Origin of the sequence: Pseudogemmatithrix spongiicola (assembly GCF_030623445.1) — a bacterium.
In the GTDB taxonomy this organism is placed as follows: Bacteria; Gemmatimonadota; Gemmatimonadetes; order Gemmatimonadales; family Gemmatimonadaceae; genus Pseudogemmatithrix; species Pseudogemmatithrix spongiicola.
Map to the genome: position 1 here is coordinate 639,517 of NZ_CP130613.1, position 17,327 is coordinate 656,843.

General features: G+C 67.3%; 14 protein-coding genes. 2 read left to right on the plus strand and 12 right to left on the minus strand.

Going from position 1 to position 17,327, the window contains the following annotated elements; genetic code table 11:
- Nucleotides 1-64 precede the first annotated feature (64 nt).
- On the plus strand, nt 65-703 hold the full coding sequence (locus tag Strain318_RS02890) for a hypothetical protein (RefSeq protein ID WP_367887032.1): 639 nt from the start codon (nt 65-67) through the stop codon (nt 701-703).
- A 54-nt stretch (nt 704-757) separates the two neighbouring features.
- Here the strand turns inward: Strain318_RS02890 and Strain318_RS02895 are convergent, their stop codons facing one another.
- From Strain318_RS02895 to Strain318_RS02915, 5 genes are read right to left on the minus strand one after another with little or no spacing between them, the layout of a single operon-like run.
- The gene (locus tag Strain318_RS02895) at nt 758-1,465 is read right to left on the minus strand and encodes a hypothetical protein (protein ID WP_367887033.1); all 708 of its coding nucleotides are present in this window, start codon (nt 1,463-1,465) and stop codon (nt 758-760) included.
- Entirely contained in the window at nt 1,462-3,279 is a 1,818-nt protein-coding gene (locus Strain318_RS02900; RefSeq protein WP_367887034.1) for an AMP-dependent synthetase/ligase, read from the minus strand. Before Strain318_RS02900 ends, Strain318_RS02895 begins: the two co-directional genes overlap by 4 nt.
- Before the next feature lie 58 nt (nt 3,280-3,337).
- Nucleotides 3,338-4,129, minus strand: coding sequence for a hypothetical protein (locus Strain318_RS02905; RefSeq protein ID WP_367887035.1), 792 nt, complete (start codon nt 4,127-4,129; stop codon nt 3,338-3,340).
- Complete coding sequence (locus Strain318_RS02910) at nt 4,126-4,896, minus strand: ParA family protein (protein WP_367887036.1); 771 nt, start codon at nt 4,894-4,896, stop codon at nt 4,126-4,128. Before Strain318_RS02910 ends, Strain318_RS02905 begins: the two co-directional genes overlap by 4 nt.
- Nucleotides 4,897-4,898: 2 nt before the next feature.
- Nucleotides 4,899-5,351, minus strand: coding sequence for a tetratricopeptide repeat protein (locus Strain318_RS02915; protein ID WP_367887037.1), 453 nt, complete (start codon nt 5,349-5,351; stop codon nt 4,899-4,901).
- Between the two features lie 109 nt (nt 5,352-5,460).
- On the opposite strand from Strain318_RS02915, the gene Strain318_RS02920 reads away from it, so the two are divergent.
- On the plus strand, nt 5,461-5,973 hold the full coding sequence (locus Strain318_RS02920) for a phosphoribosyltransferase (protein ID WP_367887038.1): 513 nt from the start codon (nt 5,461-5,463) through the stop codon (nt 5,971-5,973).
- Nucleotides 5,974-5,975: 2 nt separating this feature from the next.
- Here Strain318_RS02920 and Strain318_RS02925 read toward each other — a convergent pair whose 3' ends face one another.
- From Strain318_RS02925 to Strain318_RS02955, 7 genes are all read right to left on the minus strand, one after another.
- On the minus strand, nt 5,976-6,326 hold the full coding sequence (locus tag Strain318_RS02925) for a monothiol bacilliredoxin BrxC family protein (RefSeq protein ID WP_367887039.1): 351 nt from the start codon (nt 6,324-6,326) through the stop codon (nt 5,976-5,978).
- A 9-nt stretch (nt 6,327-6,335) separates the two neighbouring features.
- The gene (locus tag Strain318_RS02930; protein WP_367887973.1) at nt 6,336-9,155 is read right to left on the minus strand and encodes a site-specific DNA-methyltransferase; all 2,820 of its coding nucleotides are present in this window, start codon (nt 9,153-9,155) and stop codon (nt 6,336-6,338) included.
- 209 nt (nt 9,156-9,364) lie between these two features.
- The gene (locus Strain318_RS02935) at nt 9,365-10,993 is read right to left on the minus strand and encodes an ATP-binding protein (RefSeq protein ID WP_367887041.1); all 1,629 of its coding nucleotides are present in this window, start codon (nt 10,991-10,993) and stop codon (nt 9,365-9,367) included.
- The gene (locus tag Strain318_RS02940) at nt 10,993-14,046 is read right to left on the minus strand and encodes a BPTD_3080 family restriction endonuclease (RefSeq protein WP_367887042.1); all 3,054 of its coding nucleotides are present in this window, start codon (nt 14,044-14,046) and stop codon (nt 10,993-10,995) included. Before Strain318_RS02940 ends, Strain318_RS02935 begins: the two co-directional genes overlap by 1 nt.
- Nucleotides 14,047-14,105: 59 nt before the next feature.
- Nucleotides 14,106-14,663 (minus strand): V4R domain-containing protein, encoded by a 558-nt coding sequence (locus Strain318_RS02945; RefSeq protein WP_367887043.1) that lies wholly within the window; start codon nt 14,661-14,663, stop codon nt 14,106-14,108.
- Between the two features lie 19 nt (nt 14,664-14,682).
- On the minus strand, nt 14,683-16,737 hold the full coding sequence (gene ligA / locus Strain318_RS02950; protein WP_367887872.1) for an NAD-dependent DNA ligase LigA: 2,055 nt from the start codon (nt 16,735-16,737) through the stop codon (nt 14,683-14,685).
- A complete protein-coding gene (locus Strain318_RS02955) occupies nt 16,734-17,258 on the minus strand; it encodes a ferritin (RefSeq protein WP_367887044.1) in 525 nt (174 codons plus the stop codon). Before Strain318_RS02955 ends, ligA begins: the two co-directional genes overlap by 4 nt.
- Nucleotides 17,259-17,327: the final 69 nt, after the last annotated feature.

The window sequence follows — 17,327 nt, forward strand, 5'->3', positions numbered from 1 at the left end:
CAGGATGCAGCTACGCCACAGACAGACTGGATTGTACCCGTATCATAGGTGATTGTTCCTCTTGATGCGACTGGAACTCGCCGAGCGCCTGGTGTGCCCCGCGCCGCACGTGCGCACGCCGTTGATCGTCATCGCGGAGGAGACGCGCGATCGCGATCTCGTGCGCGGCACCGCGGGGTGCATGCTGTGCCATCGCGAAGGGATCTTCAGCGACGGCTCGCTACGCTTCGGTCGCGAGGCGCGCGCGCGCGGCCTCGCGTCGCCCGACGCCTCTGCGGCTGGCGCCGTGGACGACGCGGCGCTGCTCCGGCTCGCGGCGCTCCTGGGCCTCGGTGAGGCGCGCCTGCCTGTCCTGCTCGCTGCCTCGTTCGCCGCCTTCGCCGAGCCGCTCGTCGTGCGGTATGACGCGCTCGTGGCGGTGTTCGGTGTCGATGGGCCGAGCCCGAGCGGCGTGGGGAACGTGAGCGGCTGCGGCGACGCACTGCCGTTCGCCGATGCCACTTTCGACGCGGCGGCGCTGGATGGCGCGATGAGCGCAGCGGTCATGGCCGAGGCCGTGCGCGGCGTGCGCACGGGCGGCCGCGTGATGGCGGCCGTGTCGCTTCCGCTGCCACAGGGCGTGCGCGAGCTCGCCCGCGACGAGCGGCACTGGGTCGGCGAGGTCCTGGCGCCGGCGATCGTCGTGCCGCTGCGCCGCGCATAGGCGGCCGACGCGCGGCGCAGCGCCGACGGCGCGCCAACGGCGCGCCAACGGCGTTCAGCGCAGGCGCAGGGCGAGTCCGAGGTGCAGGCGCAGGTCGTGCTGCGGCGGCGTCTTCCGCGAGCTCAGCGGCGCGAATGGCGTGCCATCGGCGTTGTGAGGCGCCAAGGGGAAGGTCCAGATCACGTCGTCGAGCGATGCCTGGACGCCGACCCGGTCGTTGAGCCAGTGACGGCCGCGGACGCCAAGCAGGACGCCGATGGTCGTGTTGCTGCTCGGGAAGTTGTGAAACACGGTCTCGGTCGAGAATGCGTCGCCGGTCATGACGATGACGGTCGGCGCGAGGACGGCGGAGAGCGCCGTCCACTCCCGGTCGACGACGCGGTACGACGGCCCGGCCCACAGCGTCGTCAGCGCGCCCTTGTAGCGATTCGTGATGAGGAACGGCCCCGACTCGTCGCCGAGCCCGGTGGCGGAGATGGCGCGCTCGACGCCGTGGTGCATGACGCCGAGTTCGGCAAAGACATGGCCGCGGATGGCGAAGGTGGCGGCGGCGCCGATCGCGGGACCGGCGCTGCGCTCGCCGCGCTGCCGGACGTACAGTGGCGGCCCGAGGTTGCTGCCGCGCAGCACGCGATCGAATTCCACGCCGGGGCTGTGGACGATGCCCCCGAGGATGCTGATTTCGCCGCGCTGCGCGGCGAGGCTGCGCGGCGCGCCCACCGCCGCCGCGCAGAGGATGCCGAGGAGCAACCTGCGGATCAATCCGCCCCCTCGTACAGGCTGTCGATCAACGCCCTGTACTGCGTGTCGATCACCTTGCGCTTGACGCTGAGCTTGGGCGTGAGCTCGCCCCGCTCAATCGAGAAATCGTGCTCGAGCAGGCCGATCTTCTTCGGCGACTCGAAGCTGGCGAGGCCCTCGATGGTCTTGCGCACTTCCTTGTCCATCTTCGCCTGGATCGTCGGCATCTCGAGCAGCTGCTTGCGGTCGGTCCAGATGATGTTCTTGAGCGCCGCCCACTTCTCGAGGTTGTCCCAGTTGGGGACGATGAGCACGATCGGGAACTTGCGCTTGTCGCCGATCATCACCGCCTGCGAGACGTACTTGTTGGTCTTGATGCGGTTCTCGATCGGCTGCGGCGCGATGTTCTTGCCGCCCGCGGTGACGATGATGTCCTTCTTGCGGTCGGTGATGCGGAGGAAGCCATCCTCGAGCACGCCGACGTCTCCGGTGTGGAACCAGCCCTCGCTGTCGATGGCCTCGGCCGTGGCGTCGGGCCGGTTGTAGTAGCCCTTCATGACATGCGGGCCGCGCGTCAGGATCTCGCCGTCGGCGGCGATCTTCACCTCGACGCCGGCCACCGGCTTGCCCACCGAGCCGATGCGGAAGGCGTCGTCGGCGTTGACGGCGATCACGGGCGAGGTTTCGGTGAGGCCGTATCCCTCGAGGATCTTGAGGCCGGCCGCGTAGAAGAACTTGTTGATCGTCGGGTTGAGCGGGGCGCCGCCCGACACGAAGTAGCGGAGCCGGCCGCCGGTGCGCTCCTTGAGCTTGCTGAACACGAGCTTCTGCGCGATGCCGTACTTCCACGCGAGGAAGCCGCCGGGCTCGCGGCCGGCCAGCTTCTCGTTGGCCCAGGCATCGGCCACGCCGACGGCCCAGCGGAAGATCTTCGCCTTCACCGCGCCGCCACTCACGGCGTTCTCGAGCACGCGGGCGTACATCTTCTCGAAGAGGCGCGGCACCGACATGCAGAAGTGCGGCTTCACCTCGGAGAGGTTGAGCGGCACGGTGTCGATGCTCTCCGCGTACGCGATGCTCACGCCGCAGCAGAAGAACAGGTAATCGCCCATGCGCTCGAAGATGTGCGAGAGCGGCAGGAAGCTCAGCGCGACCTCGCCCGCGCGCACCGGCACCTTCTTCTCGGACGCCTTCACGTTCGAGTAGATGTTGTCGTGCGTCAGCATCACGCCCTTGGGGAGGCCGGTGGTGCCCGAGGTGTAGATCAGGGTGGCGAGGTCGTCCGGCTGCACCGACAGGGCGCCGGCCTTGAACGCCGCGGCCTTCTCCGGCGAGTCCATCGTCGCGCCCTTCGCCTCGATCTCGGCCAGCGTGAAATCGACGCCGTCGGGCTTGCTGTCGACGAACGAGATGATGTGGCGCAGGGTCTTGAACTCGCCGCGCACGGACTTGGCCTTCGCCGCTTGCTCCGGCGTGCTGACGAACAGCGCCACGGCGCCGGAGTCGTTCAGCGGGTGCACGATCTGCTCGGCGGGCAGCGTCGGATACACGGGCACGTCCGTCATGCCGCTGCAGAGGCAGGCCCAGTCGGCGAGCGCCCACTCGGGGCGGTTCTCCGACATGATGCCGACGCGGTCCCCGCGCTTCACGCCGAGGGATTCGAGGCCGAGCGTGATGTGGCGCACGCGCCGCAGCACGTCCTTGTGCGAGATCGGCTGGTAGCGACCGTCCTTCTTGAACTGGTAGGCCGCGGGCAGGTCGTGGGACTCGACAGATTGGAAGAAGATCTGTGTCAGTGTGCCCGGCGCGGGGCGCGGGCCTCCAGTGGCGATCATCGGCTGGTCTCTCGCGTGAGGGTCGGCGACGGACTGCTACAGAGCGAACGAAGGGTTCCTAGATGCTGGGCGGACGGATATGCACGACATAGCGCAGCGGACTCCCCGGCACGGGCATCCCGCGGGCGCGCAGCTCCGCGATGACGATGAAGCTGTCCGGCTGCACGGGCAGCAGGTTGGCGTACACGCGCAGGCGGCGCGAGACCGTGCCGTCCGCACGCGTGGTATCGAGCAGCCCGTGACGCGAGGCGGCGGCGGGCCAGAGCGCGACCTTCGACGTGTCCGTCGGGGCCAGGGTGTCCCCCTGGTGCACGATGCGCCAGCGGACGATCCAACCCGCCACGCCGGGGCTTCCCCCGCCGACGGTATCCCGGCTCTGCAGGGTGAGCGACAGGGCCGGGCTGACGCTCGGCGGGCTGTCCGGGATGTTGTAGGTGAAGGTGATGTCGGTGGCGCCGCTGCGCACCGTGTCGGGGCGCGGCGTCACCTGTACCGTGCGGCGCTGCGACTGCAGGCCGTTCACGCTGGCGACGAGCCGCACGGGGCCGCTGCGGCGCGCGGCGGTGAGGAATCCGTTGGCATCGATCGTCACGCCCGTATCGAGCGCGAAGAACTCCACTGGCGCATCGGCGATCACGCCGCCGCGGCCATCGTATACCGTCGCGGCCAGCGGCGTTGCGACACCGCTGCCGTCGCGCAGCGTATCCCCGCTCACGACGGCCGGGAAGGCGATGCCGTCGAAGTCCAGCGCCGCCACCGCATCGGGATCGGTGACCACGTCATCGCAGGCGAGGAGGCCCGCCGCGAGAAGGGCGAGCGGGGCGGCAATCCGCCCCCAGGACCGCATCATCCCGCCGCGCGCTCCGCGAGCTTGGTCGCGAGGTTCACGTAGGCCTGCGAGGCGGCATCCGCCGGCGACCGCACCACCGCCGGCTGTCCCGCGGCGAACGCCTCGGCCAGCGCCGGGCTGCGCGGGATCACGACGTCCAGCATCAGATGCGATGGGACCTTCTCGCGGATGTACTGCACCGTGCTCTCGCAGGCTGGGTTGCCGGCCTCGTACATCGTGAGCAGGATGCCGTCGAAGACGAGGTGCTCGTGGGTCGTCACGATATCCTGTACCCCACGCAGGATCTGGGGTGTCGTCTGGAGGGCCAGCGGTTCCGCCTGCAGCGGGATCAGCACGCGATCGGCCGAGGCCAGCGTGCGTCGCGTCACGGGGCCCAGGCCCGGCGGCGTGTCCACCACGACGATATCGCAGCGTTCCTTGGCGGCGGCGAGCATGCGCGGCAACTGCTCGCCGCTGGCGATCTGTTCTTGGTAGTTCGTGTGATCCGCGAGGTCGGTGACCGAGCCGGCGAGCATCACGCGCAGCCAGGGCAGCGTCGTCGGCAGCAGCACATCGCGCAGCGTGCGTTCGCCGGAGAGGTAATCGGCGAAGCCATAGGTCGGGTGATCCTTGCGGAGGCCGGCGCCAAAGCGCACGGAGCCCTGGGGGTCGACGTCGACGAGCAACGTCTTCATGCCGCGCCGCGCGAAGGCGGCGGCGAGATTCACGGCGGTGGTCGTCTTGCCGACGCCGCCCTTTTGACTGACGATCGCGAGGACCTTGCCCAACGTCAGGTACCGGCCGAAGGTGAGGAGCTGTCGGTGGCGATCAGCTGGTCGAGCGTGGCCTGCGCATGCGCGACCCAGCGTTCGGTCTCGGGACCGGCGGGCGCTTGCGCGAGGAAGGCCTTGAGATGCTTCACGGCGAAGTGTCCGTCGCCGCGCTTGATGAGCAGGAAGGCGAGCCCGTAGTGCGCACCCGAGAGCGAGGGGTCGATCTCCAGGGCCTTCCGGTACGCGCGGATCGCTTCCTCGACGCGGCCGATCTTCGACAGCGCGATGGCGAGGTTCTGCAGGACCTTGAGGTCGTCCGGCCGCTCCCGCAGCGCGAGGCGGTACGAGGTCACCGCCGCGTCGTAGTCGCCCTGACGTTCCAAGACCAGCGCCTCGCTGAGATAGTCGAGGCGCTGCCGGTCCTGCGCGTTCTCGGAACGGCCGCCGAAGAGGCGGTCCCAGAAGGACATAGGGCGTCTGGATGGGGGACGGGCAAAAGCTATAGATACGCCCCGACCGGGGGAAGCTGTGACGCTGCTGCCCTTACTGCGCGCGGGTCCCGCGAGATAGGTTGCAACCATGCCCGCGCGCCGCACCGCCCCCAAGGAGACCTTCCACGTCGACTGGCCGCTCTTCGGCGAGCTCTCGCGCGCCCTCGCGCTCAAGGTGTCGAAGAGTTTCGATCCCGATCTGGTTGTCGGCATCGCGACGGCCGGCGTCGTCCCGGGCGCGGTGGTCGCGGCGATGCTCGACCGCCCCTTCCACTCGATGATCGTCTCGCGGCGCTACTCGGCCAAGACGGTGCGCGAGACGCCGGCCGTGCTCTCCGCGGCGCCGGCGGATGTGATCGGGAAGCGGGCGCTCATCGTCGACGAGACCTGCGACGGCGGCGATACGATGCGGCTCGCGATCGCTGCGCTCGTCAATGCCGGCGCGAAGGAAGTGCGCACGGCGGTGAGTTTCCGCACGGGAACGTACGAGCCGGACTTTGCGGCCCTCGAGACGGAAGCGCGCATCGTGCTCCCCTGGGACCGGGAGCAGATCGTGAACGGCGTGCTCGTGCCGAATCCCAAGTACGACGGGATGCTCTGACGCTAGACGCGCGCGCCGAGCCCCTCGCGGCTCCCCGCCAGCGCGGCGCGCACGCGCTCGGGCGCCACGCCCCGATGCGACGCATGCCAAGTCACTGCGCCCTCATCGATGATCAATATCTGCGGCGACTCGTGCCGCACGCCGAAGTGTTGCTCGATTTCGCGCGAAAGGGGCCGCTCAGCGAGCACGTCCACCAGCTCCAGCGTGACCCCGTCCTCACGGGCCATGCGGCCGAGGACGTGTTCGCTCCAGCCGCAGAGCGAGCAGGTGGGCGAGTGCTTGTAGACGATCGTGCGGCCGGGGCGCGAGGTGAGCTCGGCTGCCGAAGAAAATGTGTGTGGAACGATAGACATCGCTGAAACCTAGACGCGGAACACCTTCATCACCTCGTCCCCAAGGTGATTGATGACCTTGACCGCGATGCGCCCCGACTTCGGCCGCGGGAACGCCCGGCTGGTCGCCGAGTTGAGCGTCGCCCAAGCCTCGGCGTCCACTTCGGCCTTGAGCGTGGTCTTGAGCGCCTTGTAGGGATCGTTCTGGCCGAGGAAGTAGGCGTGGCGCACGAAGAAGCTCTCTTCGTTGTAGTCGGTATCCACGAACCAGCAGGCGATGCCGTCCACGTCGTCGGAGCGGACCTCGCCCGTGCTGGGGTCGAAGACGTCCACGCCCTGCACGGTGACGCGCAGGCGGTCACCCTCCACCGGCTCGATGGCGATGTCTGGCTCGCCGAATACGACGAAGAGGTTGGCCTTGTCCGTGGTCTTCAGGTCGGCGGCCATATGGAGATCGGCGTTCATCCGCGCCTTGAGCACCGGCATGTTGGCCAGTTTCTCGAACTCCGTGGTATGCGCCTCGAAGTTGAAGGCGCAGGCCACGAGCACCTCGAAGCCGGCCTCCTTGGCTTCGCGAGCGGCACCCACCAAGTCCGGACGCGTGACGGTGCCGAACTCCGGGCCGATGAAGATGGCCGCCCGCTTCGCCTTCTTGCCCTCTTGGTACATGCCTTCGGCGCAAACGAAGTCACCCGGCCAGGGGACGAGCGAATCGAAGGTGATGCGGTCCGCCTTGGCGGCCTGCTGGACGCCCGCGACCTTGAGGTTTGCGAGGATGCGCTCGGGGAAGCTCTGGCCAGCCGCGGCGTAGCCCGTCTTTTTCTCGAGCACCGTGGCCGCCGGTGTCGAGGCGCCGTCTTCGTCGGCGACGATCATCCGGTGCGGCGAGAGCGACTCCACCGTGAACGGGCCGGCCACGCGCACCCGCTTCTTGTCTTCGTAGGGGCGGTCGTAGAGGTACTCGTACTCGGCCTTGGCGGCGATGGAGGCGTCAATCTCCTTCTGCCGATTGATACGCGCCTCCCACCACGCGGTGTGGAGTGCCTTGGCCTTCTCGGACCACTTCGCGTCCGCGTCGCGGGGAATCTCCCACTCTTCCCACTGCTGCTTGAGTGCCGCGTTCAGGTCGCGGCGCAGCGGTTCGAGCGTCTGCTGCCAATTCTCGTAGATGACGTCGATTTCGGCGTTATTGGCGATTGACTTCAGCGTGATGTGCGGGACGCGCTCATAGACGAAGCCGAGGCGCAGGTCTCCGTGCACGGGCTGGGTGCTGGGGACGCTGCGCGTGATTTCGGCTTCCTTCAGTTGGCCTTCGCGGGAGTCGGCGAGGAGGTAGGCGGCGTAGCGTGCACCCATGATGCGGGAGCGTGCGAGGGCGAGTGCGACGCGGGAGGTGTCGATGGTGATCCAACGGCGGCCCCATTGCTCGGCGACCGCAGCGGTGGTGCCTGAGCCGCAGGTGGGGTCGAGGACGAGGTCGCCGGGGTCGGTGGCGAGAAGCAAGCAGCGCTCGACAATCTTAGTGCTCGTCTGTACGACGTAGACCTTATCTGTCGCTCCGGCCAAATCAGTCCAGATATTGGTGAGGACCTGTACCGGAAAGTCGCGAAAACGTCGGGCATATCGAATCGAGTCCTTCTGCGCGATCACACGATTCGAACGAACAAGGCGACCCATGCCATCCTCGTTCGTCTTCCAGCGGCTCTGCATCGTCGGACGGAACGTCTTTCCCTCCAGCTCAACCGGGAACCAACTTGCGGCACCTTCGCCCTTGTCGCGCCCTGCCGATGCCGACTGCAGTGGGTCCGGTGCGACGAGCTCGCCATCAGCTGGCGCAGATGTCACAACTGATGCAGAAAAGCGCGTGCCGTCCGCGCGCTCGAACAACGAGAAGCGCCCTCGGTCCTCGTCCGTCAGACCGCGGTCAGAGTAGAGACTCCTGTACTTGAGAGACGTCCTCTCTCGTGCGTACCAAAGCACGAAATCCGCAACGCCGCCAAGGTACTCAGCGAAGGTCGATCCTGCCTTTTGGACCGTGATGATCGCGACCAGGTTCTCGTCTCCAAAGACCTCATCCATCACTGTCCTTACCCGGTGCACATTCTCATCCCCAATCTGCACGAAGATGCTCCCACTCTCCGTCAGCAGATCCCGCGCCACCGTCAACCGGTCGCGCAGGTACGTGAGATAGGAGTGAATCCCATCCCGCCACGTATCGCGAAATGCTTTCACCTGCTCTGGCTCGCGCGTGATGTGCGCCGCGTTTCCGTCCTTCACGTCGCGGCTCGTCGTGCTCCACTGGAAATTCGAATTGAACTTGATCCCATACGGCGGATCGAAGTAGATGCACTGCACCTTCCCGCGCAGCCCCTCGCGCTCGGCCAGTGACGCCATCACCTGCAGGGAGTCGCCAAGGATCATCCGGTTCGTCCAGTTCTGCTCGTGCTGGTAGAACTCGGTCTTGTCCACGCCCTTCGGAATGCCGTTGAAGTCGGCGAACAGATCCGCCATCAACTCGCCGCTCTCGTGCTGCTGTTCGCGCGTTTGCCGCAGCAGGTCGTCGATCAGCGCCTTGGGGTGCACCTTCTCCTGGATGTAGAGCGGCGGCGCCGGCACCACGAGGTCGCTCCAGTCTTGCTCATCCTTGCCGCGCCACACCAACTGCGGGTCCAAGTCACGGTTGCGGCGCTCGTAGGCCACGCGCAGCGTGTCGTCCCCCTTGCCGTGCAGGGCCGAGTACTCGGCGGTAGGGATGTTCTTGCGCTTGGCCTCGTCGTGCGTGATGGCTTCGACGGACTTCGCGGTCGCTTTTGCGCTCAACTTCGTGCCTGACTTAGGTGACTTCGCCATCATTACCCTCGGCAGCGGAAATACTGAAAGAATTCGCGATTTTCTTTACACGTTTCGGCGAAACGTAAAGAAAACTTCGGATTGTTTATCGATATTGAACCGACAAGTCGTCGTTTCAAAATGACATATAAGTTATTGTCCTATAATGACTTGCAATTCTATAGCAGAATCCTATGTGAGTTCTGCGACCTCTAACTTTGACATAGCGCCTAGGCGTCCTCACTTATGGCGGCCCATCGAGCCCAGCGCCGACTCCCCAGCATCCGGACGGTGCCAGCGGAGAGCATCCGCGCGAGTGAGGCACGGATCTGGCTCCTCGAGTGACCCGGGAGCACCTGTTCCAGCTCAGAAATGGCCACCCCCTCGCGTCCAACGCTGCGCAGATGCGTGAGCAGGAGGGCTTCTGCAGCGCCTGAATCGAGCCCACGACGGCGCGTGTATGATCCACGCTGGCCAATCTGGTTCGAGAGGCGGCGGCTAAGAAAATATCGAACGGCCCGGCCGCGCCCGACGCTTTCCACAAGGCCGCGTTCACGAAGTGGTAGGAGTCGCTGGCTGAGTTCCGCAGAGATGCTCTCGCCGCGCGAGAGGCGGTCCAAGACGATGAAGTCCTCCGTGCGGAAGCTGAGCAGGTCTTCCTGCCCGATGCGTTCGATGGCCCGCAGCAACGCCACATTCGACACCATACAATCGAGCACCAGCTTGACGTGATGTCGGTCTGATCCCGAAAAGCTCGGCGCTCGCTTCCCCTGCTGCGCAGAGCGCTCAAACATCAGGTTCACCCCTTGGCCGGCACGTTCCACAAGTCCGATGCGGGCGAGTGTCTCAGCAAGCCGTCTGTTTCGGGGCACCTGTTGGTGCAGGATGGTGTCCTCCGTGACGCCGTTCGGGAAACCGCCGGGGCTCGTCACTTCCAGCCGCCGCAGGTGCTGCGTCACGAACACAGACGGCGCTAAACGGTAGTCACGGTGCGCCACTGCGTTGAGAATGGCCTCGCGGACGACCCCTTCGTCGAAGGTGGCCACCTCCTGGCGGAACAGCCCGTCCTGGATGCTCTGTCGATCATTGCGGGCGTTGACGGCAGCCCAGAGCTGTTCCAGCGACAGGAGGAGCGCCTGCCGAAGCTCCTTGCGGTCCTGCGCCGGCCCAGCGGCCTCCGTAGCGCGGTACTCATACACGAGCTCGGCCTGAGGCAAGAATCGCGTCAGGGCGGCGTGGGATCCGAGCAGGAGCAGCGCCGCATTGGTGAGGCGACCGTCCCCCGTGAGCAGTCCAGCGTCGCGCAACAGCTCATCGGGACGTAGGCCGTCAATGCGTAGCTGCGGGCGCTGGCGCGCCCAGCGTTGCCGAAACTCGGCGACGGCGACCTCGTCGAGGTCAGAAACGTCGGCTCCGACACATTCCTCCGCCGAGAAGTCGGATTCGACCTCGGCGTGGATTGCACGCAGCACCGCATCGGGCATCGGGAGTAACTCCTCGCCGACGCGATACCAGTACTTGCCTCTGTCGGCGATGGCGGTCCCGGGCGGACGCGCGGGAATCGTCACCGACAGCACGCGCTGACCGTCGAGTGCGTGCTCGTCGATACGCACCGAATGCGCGAGAGCGCGTTGCAGGGAGGCGACGGTCTTGCCGGGCTCCGGGAAGGCCTTGGTGCCCACCACGCGACGGGGCCTGGCATCCGAGATGCCGATGGCAATCACGCCGCCGCCAGAGTTCGCAATGCCCGCTACGTACTTGCAGAGTTCGTCGAAGTCCCCTTTGTTCCCGAACTGCTTGCACTCGAGGTGCTCCCCCTCGGGCGCAGCAAGCAGCCGAACAAGCGCATCGGTCTCCACTAGGCGTGCGCTCCCACTACCGGCGCGACCTCATCGACCAATCGCGTCAGCTCGCGCTCAATCACGGCAGCCAAGTCGGACTCCATCTCGAATGGATCCGTGAACTCCGCCGCCGCCCAGCGCCCGTAGCCCCCGTGATTGTTGACGGCGGGAATCCAGCGTTCGCGCAGCACGCGGGCCTTTTCCTTGTCGTCCTCACCGCGCTGGCCCTTGATTTCCACGACGAGGTGCAGGGCATCCTCGTGGCCATCGTCGACGAGCAGGATGAAGTCGGGTCGGTAGCGCCGCGCGGCGCCGCCATATCGATAGGGGACTTCAAAGCCCAGCGCGTGGTTCTTCACGTAGGCCCGCACCCGCGGATGCCGCTCGACCACGCGGCAGAACTCCTGTTCCCAGGTGCTGTCGCAGATGATCCAGTTGAGATGGCAGCGGTCGGGGTTCGGATCCCAGCGCAGCGCCTTCGACGTATTGAAGTGCACGTGGCGCGTGGAGCCGGTGGGATTGTACGGGTCGAGCAGCGCCTCGATGTTGCTGCTGTCGGCCACGCGGCTGACGATGCCCGCGGTGATCTTCTCGCAGGCCATGTCCGCGAGCTCCTTGTGCAGGAGCTGCGCCGGGTAGGTGCCGCCCTTGCAGACGAGGTATCCGTCCATCCATTCGCGGGCGAGTCGCTTGAGCTGGCCGAAGAGGTGCAGTTTGGGCGCGCCGTTGGGATCGCGCCAATGCGTGAGCAGCAGGTGCTGCGCGAGATGGAACAGCACGGTGTTCTGCCGCGTCTCGCCGAGATGTTCGACGGTGAGGTTCACGCCTTCGCCGATGAGGCCTTCGTTGCGGACGATGGTCGGGCCGATGAGGTCCGGCGTGAGCGTCAGCGTGCTGTCCGGCCCGAAGGTGGCTTCGAGTCGCTCGTCCGGCAGCGCGACGCGGTAGCCCTCGACGCGCGGGAAGCGGATCTCCAGGTGATCGCGGTCCGGCGAGACGGCCTTCACCGTGACCGTCGGCTTCACCGGGCTTGGCACGGCTTCCACCGGCTCGGCCGTGAAGTCGAACGGAATGCCGAGCACGTCGGCGTACTCGACGTCGAAGAGCCCTTCCTCGTTCAGTTCATACGACTGGCGCCGCAGTGCGCGGCCGATGACCTGCTCGCAGAGCAGTTGCGTGCCGAAGGCGCGCACGCCGAGCACGTGGGTGACGGTGCTGGCATCCCAGCCCTCGGTGAGCATCGAGACGGAGACGACGCAGCGGATGCCCTCGCCGAGCCGGCCCTTCTTGCCCACGGTGTTCATCACCTCGCGCAGCAGTTCCGCGTCGGAGATGTCGTCGGCCTTGATCTGCTGGCCCGAGCGCTGCGTCTGCTCGCGCCGGAAGTACTCGATCTCCGCCGCCGCGACCTTGCGGAAGTTGTCGTCGAGGCCCTCGCCGGATTCCAGCTGCGCGCTGTCGATGAGCAGCGTGCGGGGGCGCGCCAGGGCGCGGCCGTCGGCGTCGTGGTTCTGGAAGAGCTTGAACTTGCCCGGGACCTGCTGCGTCGAGCCATCCTCGAGCGTGCGCTCAAAACCGCTGATGTAGTCGAAGACCAGCTTGGACGCCGTCGTGTTGTTGCAGACCACGATGAAGCACGGCGGCACCTCCACGCCCGGCGTCGCCTGCCAGCGCTCGAAGGTCTTCTCGTAATGTCCGTACAGCGCTTCGAGCGCGGTCTGCAACGGCGTCGGCAGCAACTGCGGGTCGGCGTCGCCCCCGCTGCGGCGGCCCGCCTTGGGCATCTTGGTGCGGATGTGCTCCCAGAGGTTGCGGTACACCGGCACTTCCGCGCCCGGGATGTTGTCGGCCACGGGCACGCGCGGCAGCTTCACGATGCCGCACTCGATGGCGTCCATCAGCGAGAAGTCGCTGAGCGTCCAGGGGAAGAGCGTCCCCTCGGCGTAGCCCGAGCCGCGCAGGAAGAACGGCGTGGCCGAGAGGTCGATCACGCGCTGGAGGCCGAGCTTGCGCTGCACGGCCTCGAGGCCGGAGATCCAGAGCCGTGCCGCCTCGGCGTTCTCTTCCGCTTCCTTGCGGTCGTCACCCTTCAGCTCCACGTCCTCGTCGGCGACGGCCTTCTCGCGATAGCAGTGATGCGCCTCGTCGTTGATTGCGATGATGTGCTTGAAGCCCATCAGCTCCGGCATCACGCGCTGCAGCATCTGGCCTTCGGATTCCGTGGTGCTCAGCGCCGGTCCGTGGCCCTGCAGCAGGGCGCGGCCACCCTTCGAAATCTCCCAGCGCTCGCGCAGCTTGAACGCGTGATAGTTGGTGATGACGATCTTCGCGTGCTGCACTTCGCGCAGCAGGTCCGTCGGCACCAGCTCGCGCTGCTGGTAGTACGCGTCGGGATCGTTGGGCTGCAGGACGCGCAGGCGGTCCTTGATGGTGATGCCCGGCGTCACCACGAGGAAACCGCGCGTGAAGCGCTTGGATCCGGGGTGACGCACCGCGTTGATCGTCTGCCAGGCGATGAGCATCGCCATCACGGTCGTCTTGCCGGCGCCCGTCGCGAGCTTGAGCGCGAGGCGGAAGAGTCCCGGGTTCGCCTCGGCGTTCACCGCATCCAGGTGCGCGAGGAATCGCTGGCCGTCCTTGCCGAGCTGCGGCGCGACCTCGGTAAGCCAGATGGCCGTCTCGACGGCTTCGACCTGGCAGAAGAACGGCCGCACGCCGTTGAACTTGAAGTGCCGCCAGTGGTGCAGCAGGCGCGCGGTCTCGGGCGTGACCATCCACGTGGACGGGTCGGGCAGCGCCCGCCAGCGATCCACCTGCGTGCGCAGGTCGTTGATCAGACTGCGGTGGTAGCCCTGCTGCTCGGTGGAGAGCCCAGCGCCTTCATCCAGCACGAGCGCCGTCTGCGCCTTCGAATGCTTCTTGGGCTTCGGAATCGGCGTGATGAACGAGACGGAGCGCCTCGATTCAAGGATTGCGCCTGTGGGCTGGCCACTCGCGTCGAGCTCCCAATGCCGCGCGGGATACTCGTATGGCGAGTTGAGGATGGGCTTGGTGAAGAAGGCGGTCCGCACACTGCACAAGCTACGGCGCGGTCACCACCTGCGCACTGGGGCGCGGGCCGTTCGAAATCCTAGGCCAACTCCGCCAAAGCGTCCGTGTACCCCACGCCTTCCGTCAGCCGCTGGTACACGTGCGCGACGACCGCGGGGCTCGCCAGCAAGAAGCGACAGCGCGCCGCGCCGTTCGAGCGGCACTCGACTTCAAGGCATCCCAGCGCCTCACCCGCCACGCGCCCGAACACATCGGCGAGCATGCCCGCCGAGAAGTAGCAGCTGGGGTAGGGCATCGCCGCCGCCGGATCGGACTCGGCCCAATCGGCGGAATCAAAAGCCACCGCCGTGTCGCCGAGCGGCTCGAGCGTGACCGTGCCCCAGCCCGTTTCGGTGAAGAACCGCGCCGCGGCCTGCTGGAACTGCGCGTAGGGCAGGGACTCCGGCGCCGCGAGGCCGTTGGCCGCGCACCACTGCTGCATCGCGGCGAGCACGCTCTCGCCGCCCGCGTAGCCTGCTTCCTGCAGCACCGCCGCGAAGCCGTCGCCGAGATCGCGCACCAGCGAGGCGCGCAGCGTGGTCAGCGAGCTGCGGGGAATGGCGGAGAGCGCCGAGGCGCCGAGCGTGAAGGGAGTCATCGTCAGCCCTAAGAAAGGGTCACCGGCCCAGCCGGCGCAAGAGTTCGGCCTCGTCGATGACCTCGACGCCGAGCTCCTTCGCCTTGTCGAGCTTGCTGCCCGCTTCGTCGCCAGCCACCACGAGGTCCGTAGCCTTGGAGACCGAACTCGTCACCTTGCCGCCGGCGTTCTCGATCAGCTCGGTAGCCTGCGGTCGCGAGAGCGTGGGCAGCGTCCCGGTAAGGACGATCTTCTTGCCCGCAAAGACACCCCCGGCGACGGCCGCCTGCGGCTCGTCCATGCGCAGCCCGGCGGCCTCGAGCCGCGTGACGAGGTCCTGCATGGCCGGCGCGTCGAACCACTCGCGCACGGAGGCGGCCATCGTCGCACCGACGCCGTGCAGCGCTTCGATCTGCTCGGCGCTCGCGCCCTGCAGCGCGTCCATGGTCCCGAACGCCCGCGCCAGCAGCTTGGCGCTCTCGGCGCCGACGTGACGGATGCCGAGGGCGTTGAGCAAGCGCGAGAGCGGCTGCTGCTTGGAGGCGTCGATGGCCTCGACAAGTGCCGATGCGCTCTTCGCCTGGAAGCCGGGCACGCCGCCACCGGCCTTCGTCGGCACGAGCTGCTCCACGGTGATCCCGTAGATGTCCGCCGCGTCGTTCACGAGTCCGGCGGCGATCAACTGCTCGAGCCGCTGGTAGCTCAGGCCGCGGATGTCCATGCCCGCGCGCGACGTGAAATGCGCCAGCGCCTCCAGCCGCCGCCCGCTGCAGGCGAGGTTGGGACAGTAGCTCGCGACCTCTTCCTCGTCGCGCACGGCGGCGCTGCCGCACACGGGGCAGTGCGTCGGCACCTGCACGCTGCGCTCGCTGCCGTCGCGGCGCTCGGGCACGGGCCCGAGGATCTGCGGAATCACCTCACCGGCGCGCTTCACCTGCACCACGTCGCCGATGCGCAGGTCCTTCTCGGCGACGAGGTCGAAGTTGTGCAGCGTCGCGTAGGTGATCGTCGCGCCGCCGACTTCGACGGGCGCGAGCACGGCGCGCGGCGTGAGCGCGCCCGTGCGCCCGACCTGCACCTCGATGTCGAGCAGCTTCGTCTCGGCGATGTCCGGCGCGAACTTGCGCGCCACCGCCCAGCGCGGGATGCGCCCGCCCACCACGCCGAGCTCCGTCTGCAGCGTGAGGCGGTTCACCTTCACCACGCCGCCATCGATGGCGAACGGCAGCTCGGGGCGAATCGTGTTTTCGATCTCGCGCGCCCAGGCGTGCACGGCATCGAGCGTCGGGCAGTGCCGGCGGTGCGGCGGTGTGGGGATGCCCCAGCTCGCCAACGACTCGAGCAACTCCCACTGCGTCGTGAACGGCAGTGAGGGATTCCCCGGCACGGCGAAGGCATAGCCGAGGAAGCGCAGCGGCTTCTTGGCGGTCTCGCGCGGGTCCTTCTGCCGCAGCGCGCCCGCGGCGGAGTTGCGCGGGTTCGCGAAAACGGGTGCACCGGCCGCCGCGCGCTCGCGATTCATGCGCTCGAAGCCGTCGAACTCCATGTAGACCTCGCCGCGGATCTCGATGGTCTCGGGCCAGTCCTTGCCCTCGAGCCGTCGCGGGACATCGGCGATGGTGCGCAGGTTTGCCGTCACGTCCTCGCCGACGCGGCCGTTGCCACGCGTCGCGCCGATCTTGAGTTCGCCGTTCACGTAGGTGAGCGAGACCGCCGCGCCGTCGATCTTCAGCTCGCAGCAATAGCCGTCTTTGTCCACGGCGTCGCCGACGAGTCTGCGCAGGCGCTGGTCCCACTCCTGCAGCTCCGCCTCGTCGAAGGCGTTGTCGAGCGAGGCCATCGGCACGAGGTGCGTGTGCTTGGCGAGGTGGCTGTCGCCCACGTCGGCGCCGACGCGCGCGGTCGGCGAATCGGCGTCGCGCAGCTCGGGATGGTCGCGTTCGATGGCCTGCAGTTCGCGGAACAGCTTGTCGTACTCGGCGTCACTGAGCGACGGCCGGTCGAGCACGTAGTACTCGTGCTGGGCACGTGCGAGCAGGGCGCGCAGCTCGGCTGCGCGCCCTGCCGCGGCGGACGAGTCGTGCGCGGGCGTCAGCCGGCCGCGCCCTCGGCGCCGCCCTCGGCCTCCGAGAGCCCGCCATCGCGCAGGAAGGCCTCGACGTGGAAGAGCCCCGCCTCGCCCGCGCGCTTCACCATGCGGACGAGCGTGTCGGCCGAGGTGACTTCTTCGCGCTGCTCGTTCACGAACCAATCGAGGCCGTTCTTCATGATGTGGTTCTTCTCCTTGATCGCCAGGTCCACGATGTCGTTGATCTGGTTCGTGACCGTGATCTCGGACTCGAGCGCGAGCTGCACCGCGGCGAGCGACGACTTGAAGCCCGTCTTGGGCGCCGGCACGGCGGGAATCTTGAGGTCGCCGCCGCCATCGAGGATGAGGCGCACGAAGCGCATCGCGTGGTCGCGCTCCTCGGTGGCCTGGTTGAAGTAGTGCTTGGCCAGCATCGGCAGGCCCTCGGCGTCGAAGTACGACGCGATCACCACGTATTGATTGCTCGCGAGGAGCTCGTTGCCGACCTGCGCGTTGAGCGCGGCGTTGAGTTGCTTGGAAATCAGCATGTGGATGGACTCCCGACCGCTCACACGGTTCATTTAGAGGACACACTCAATCTAACGTCCGCCCCGGCG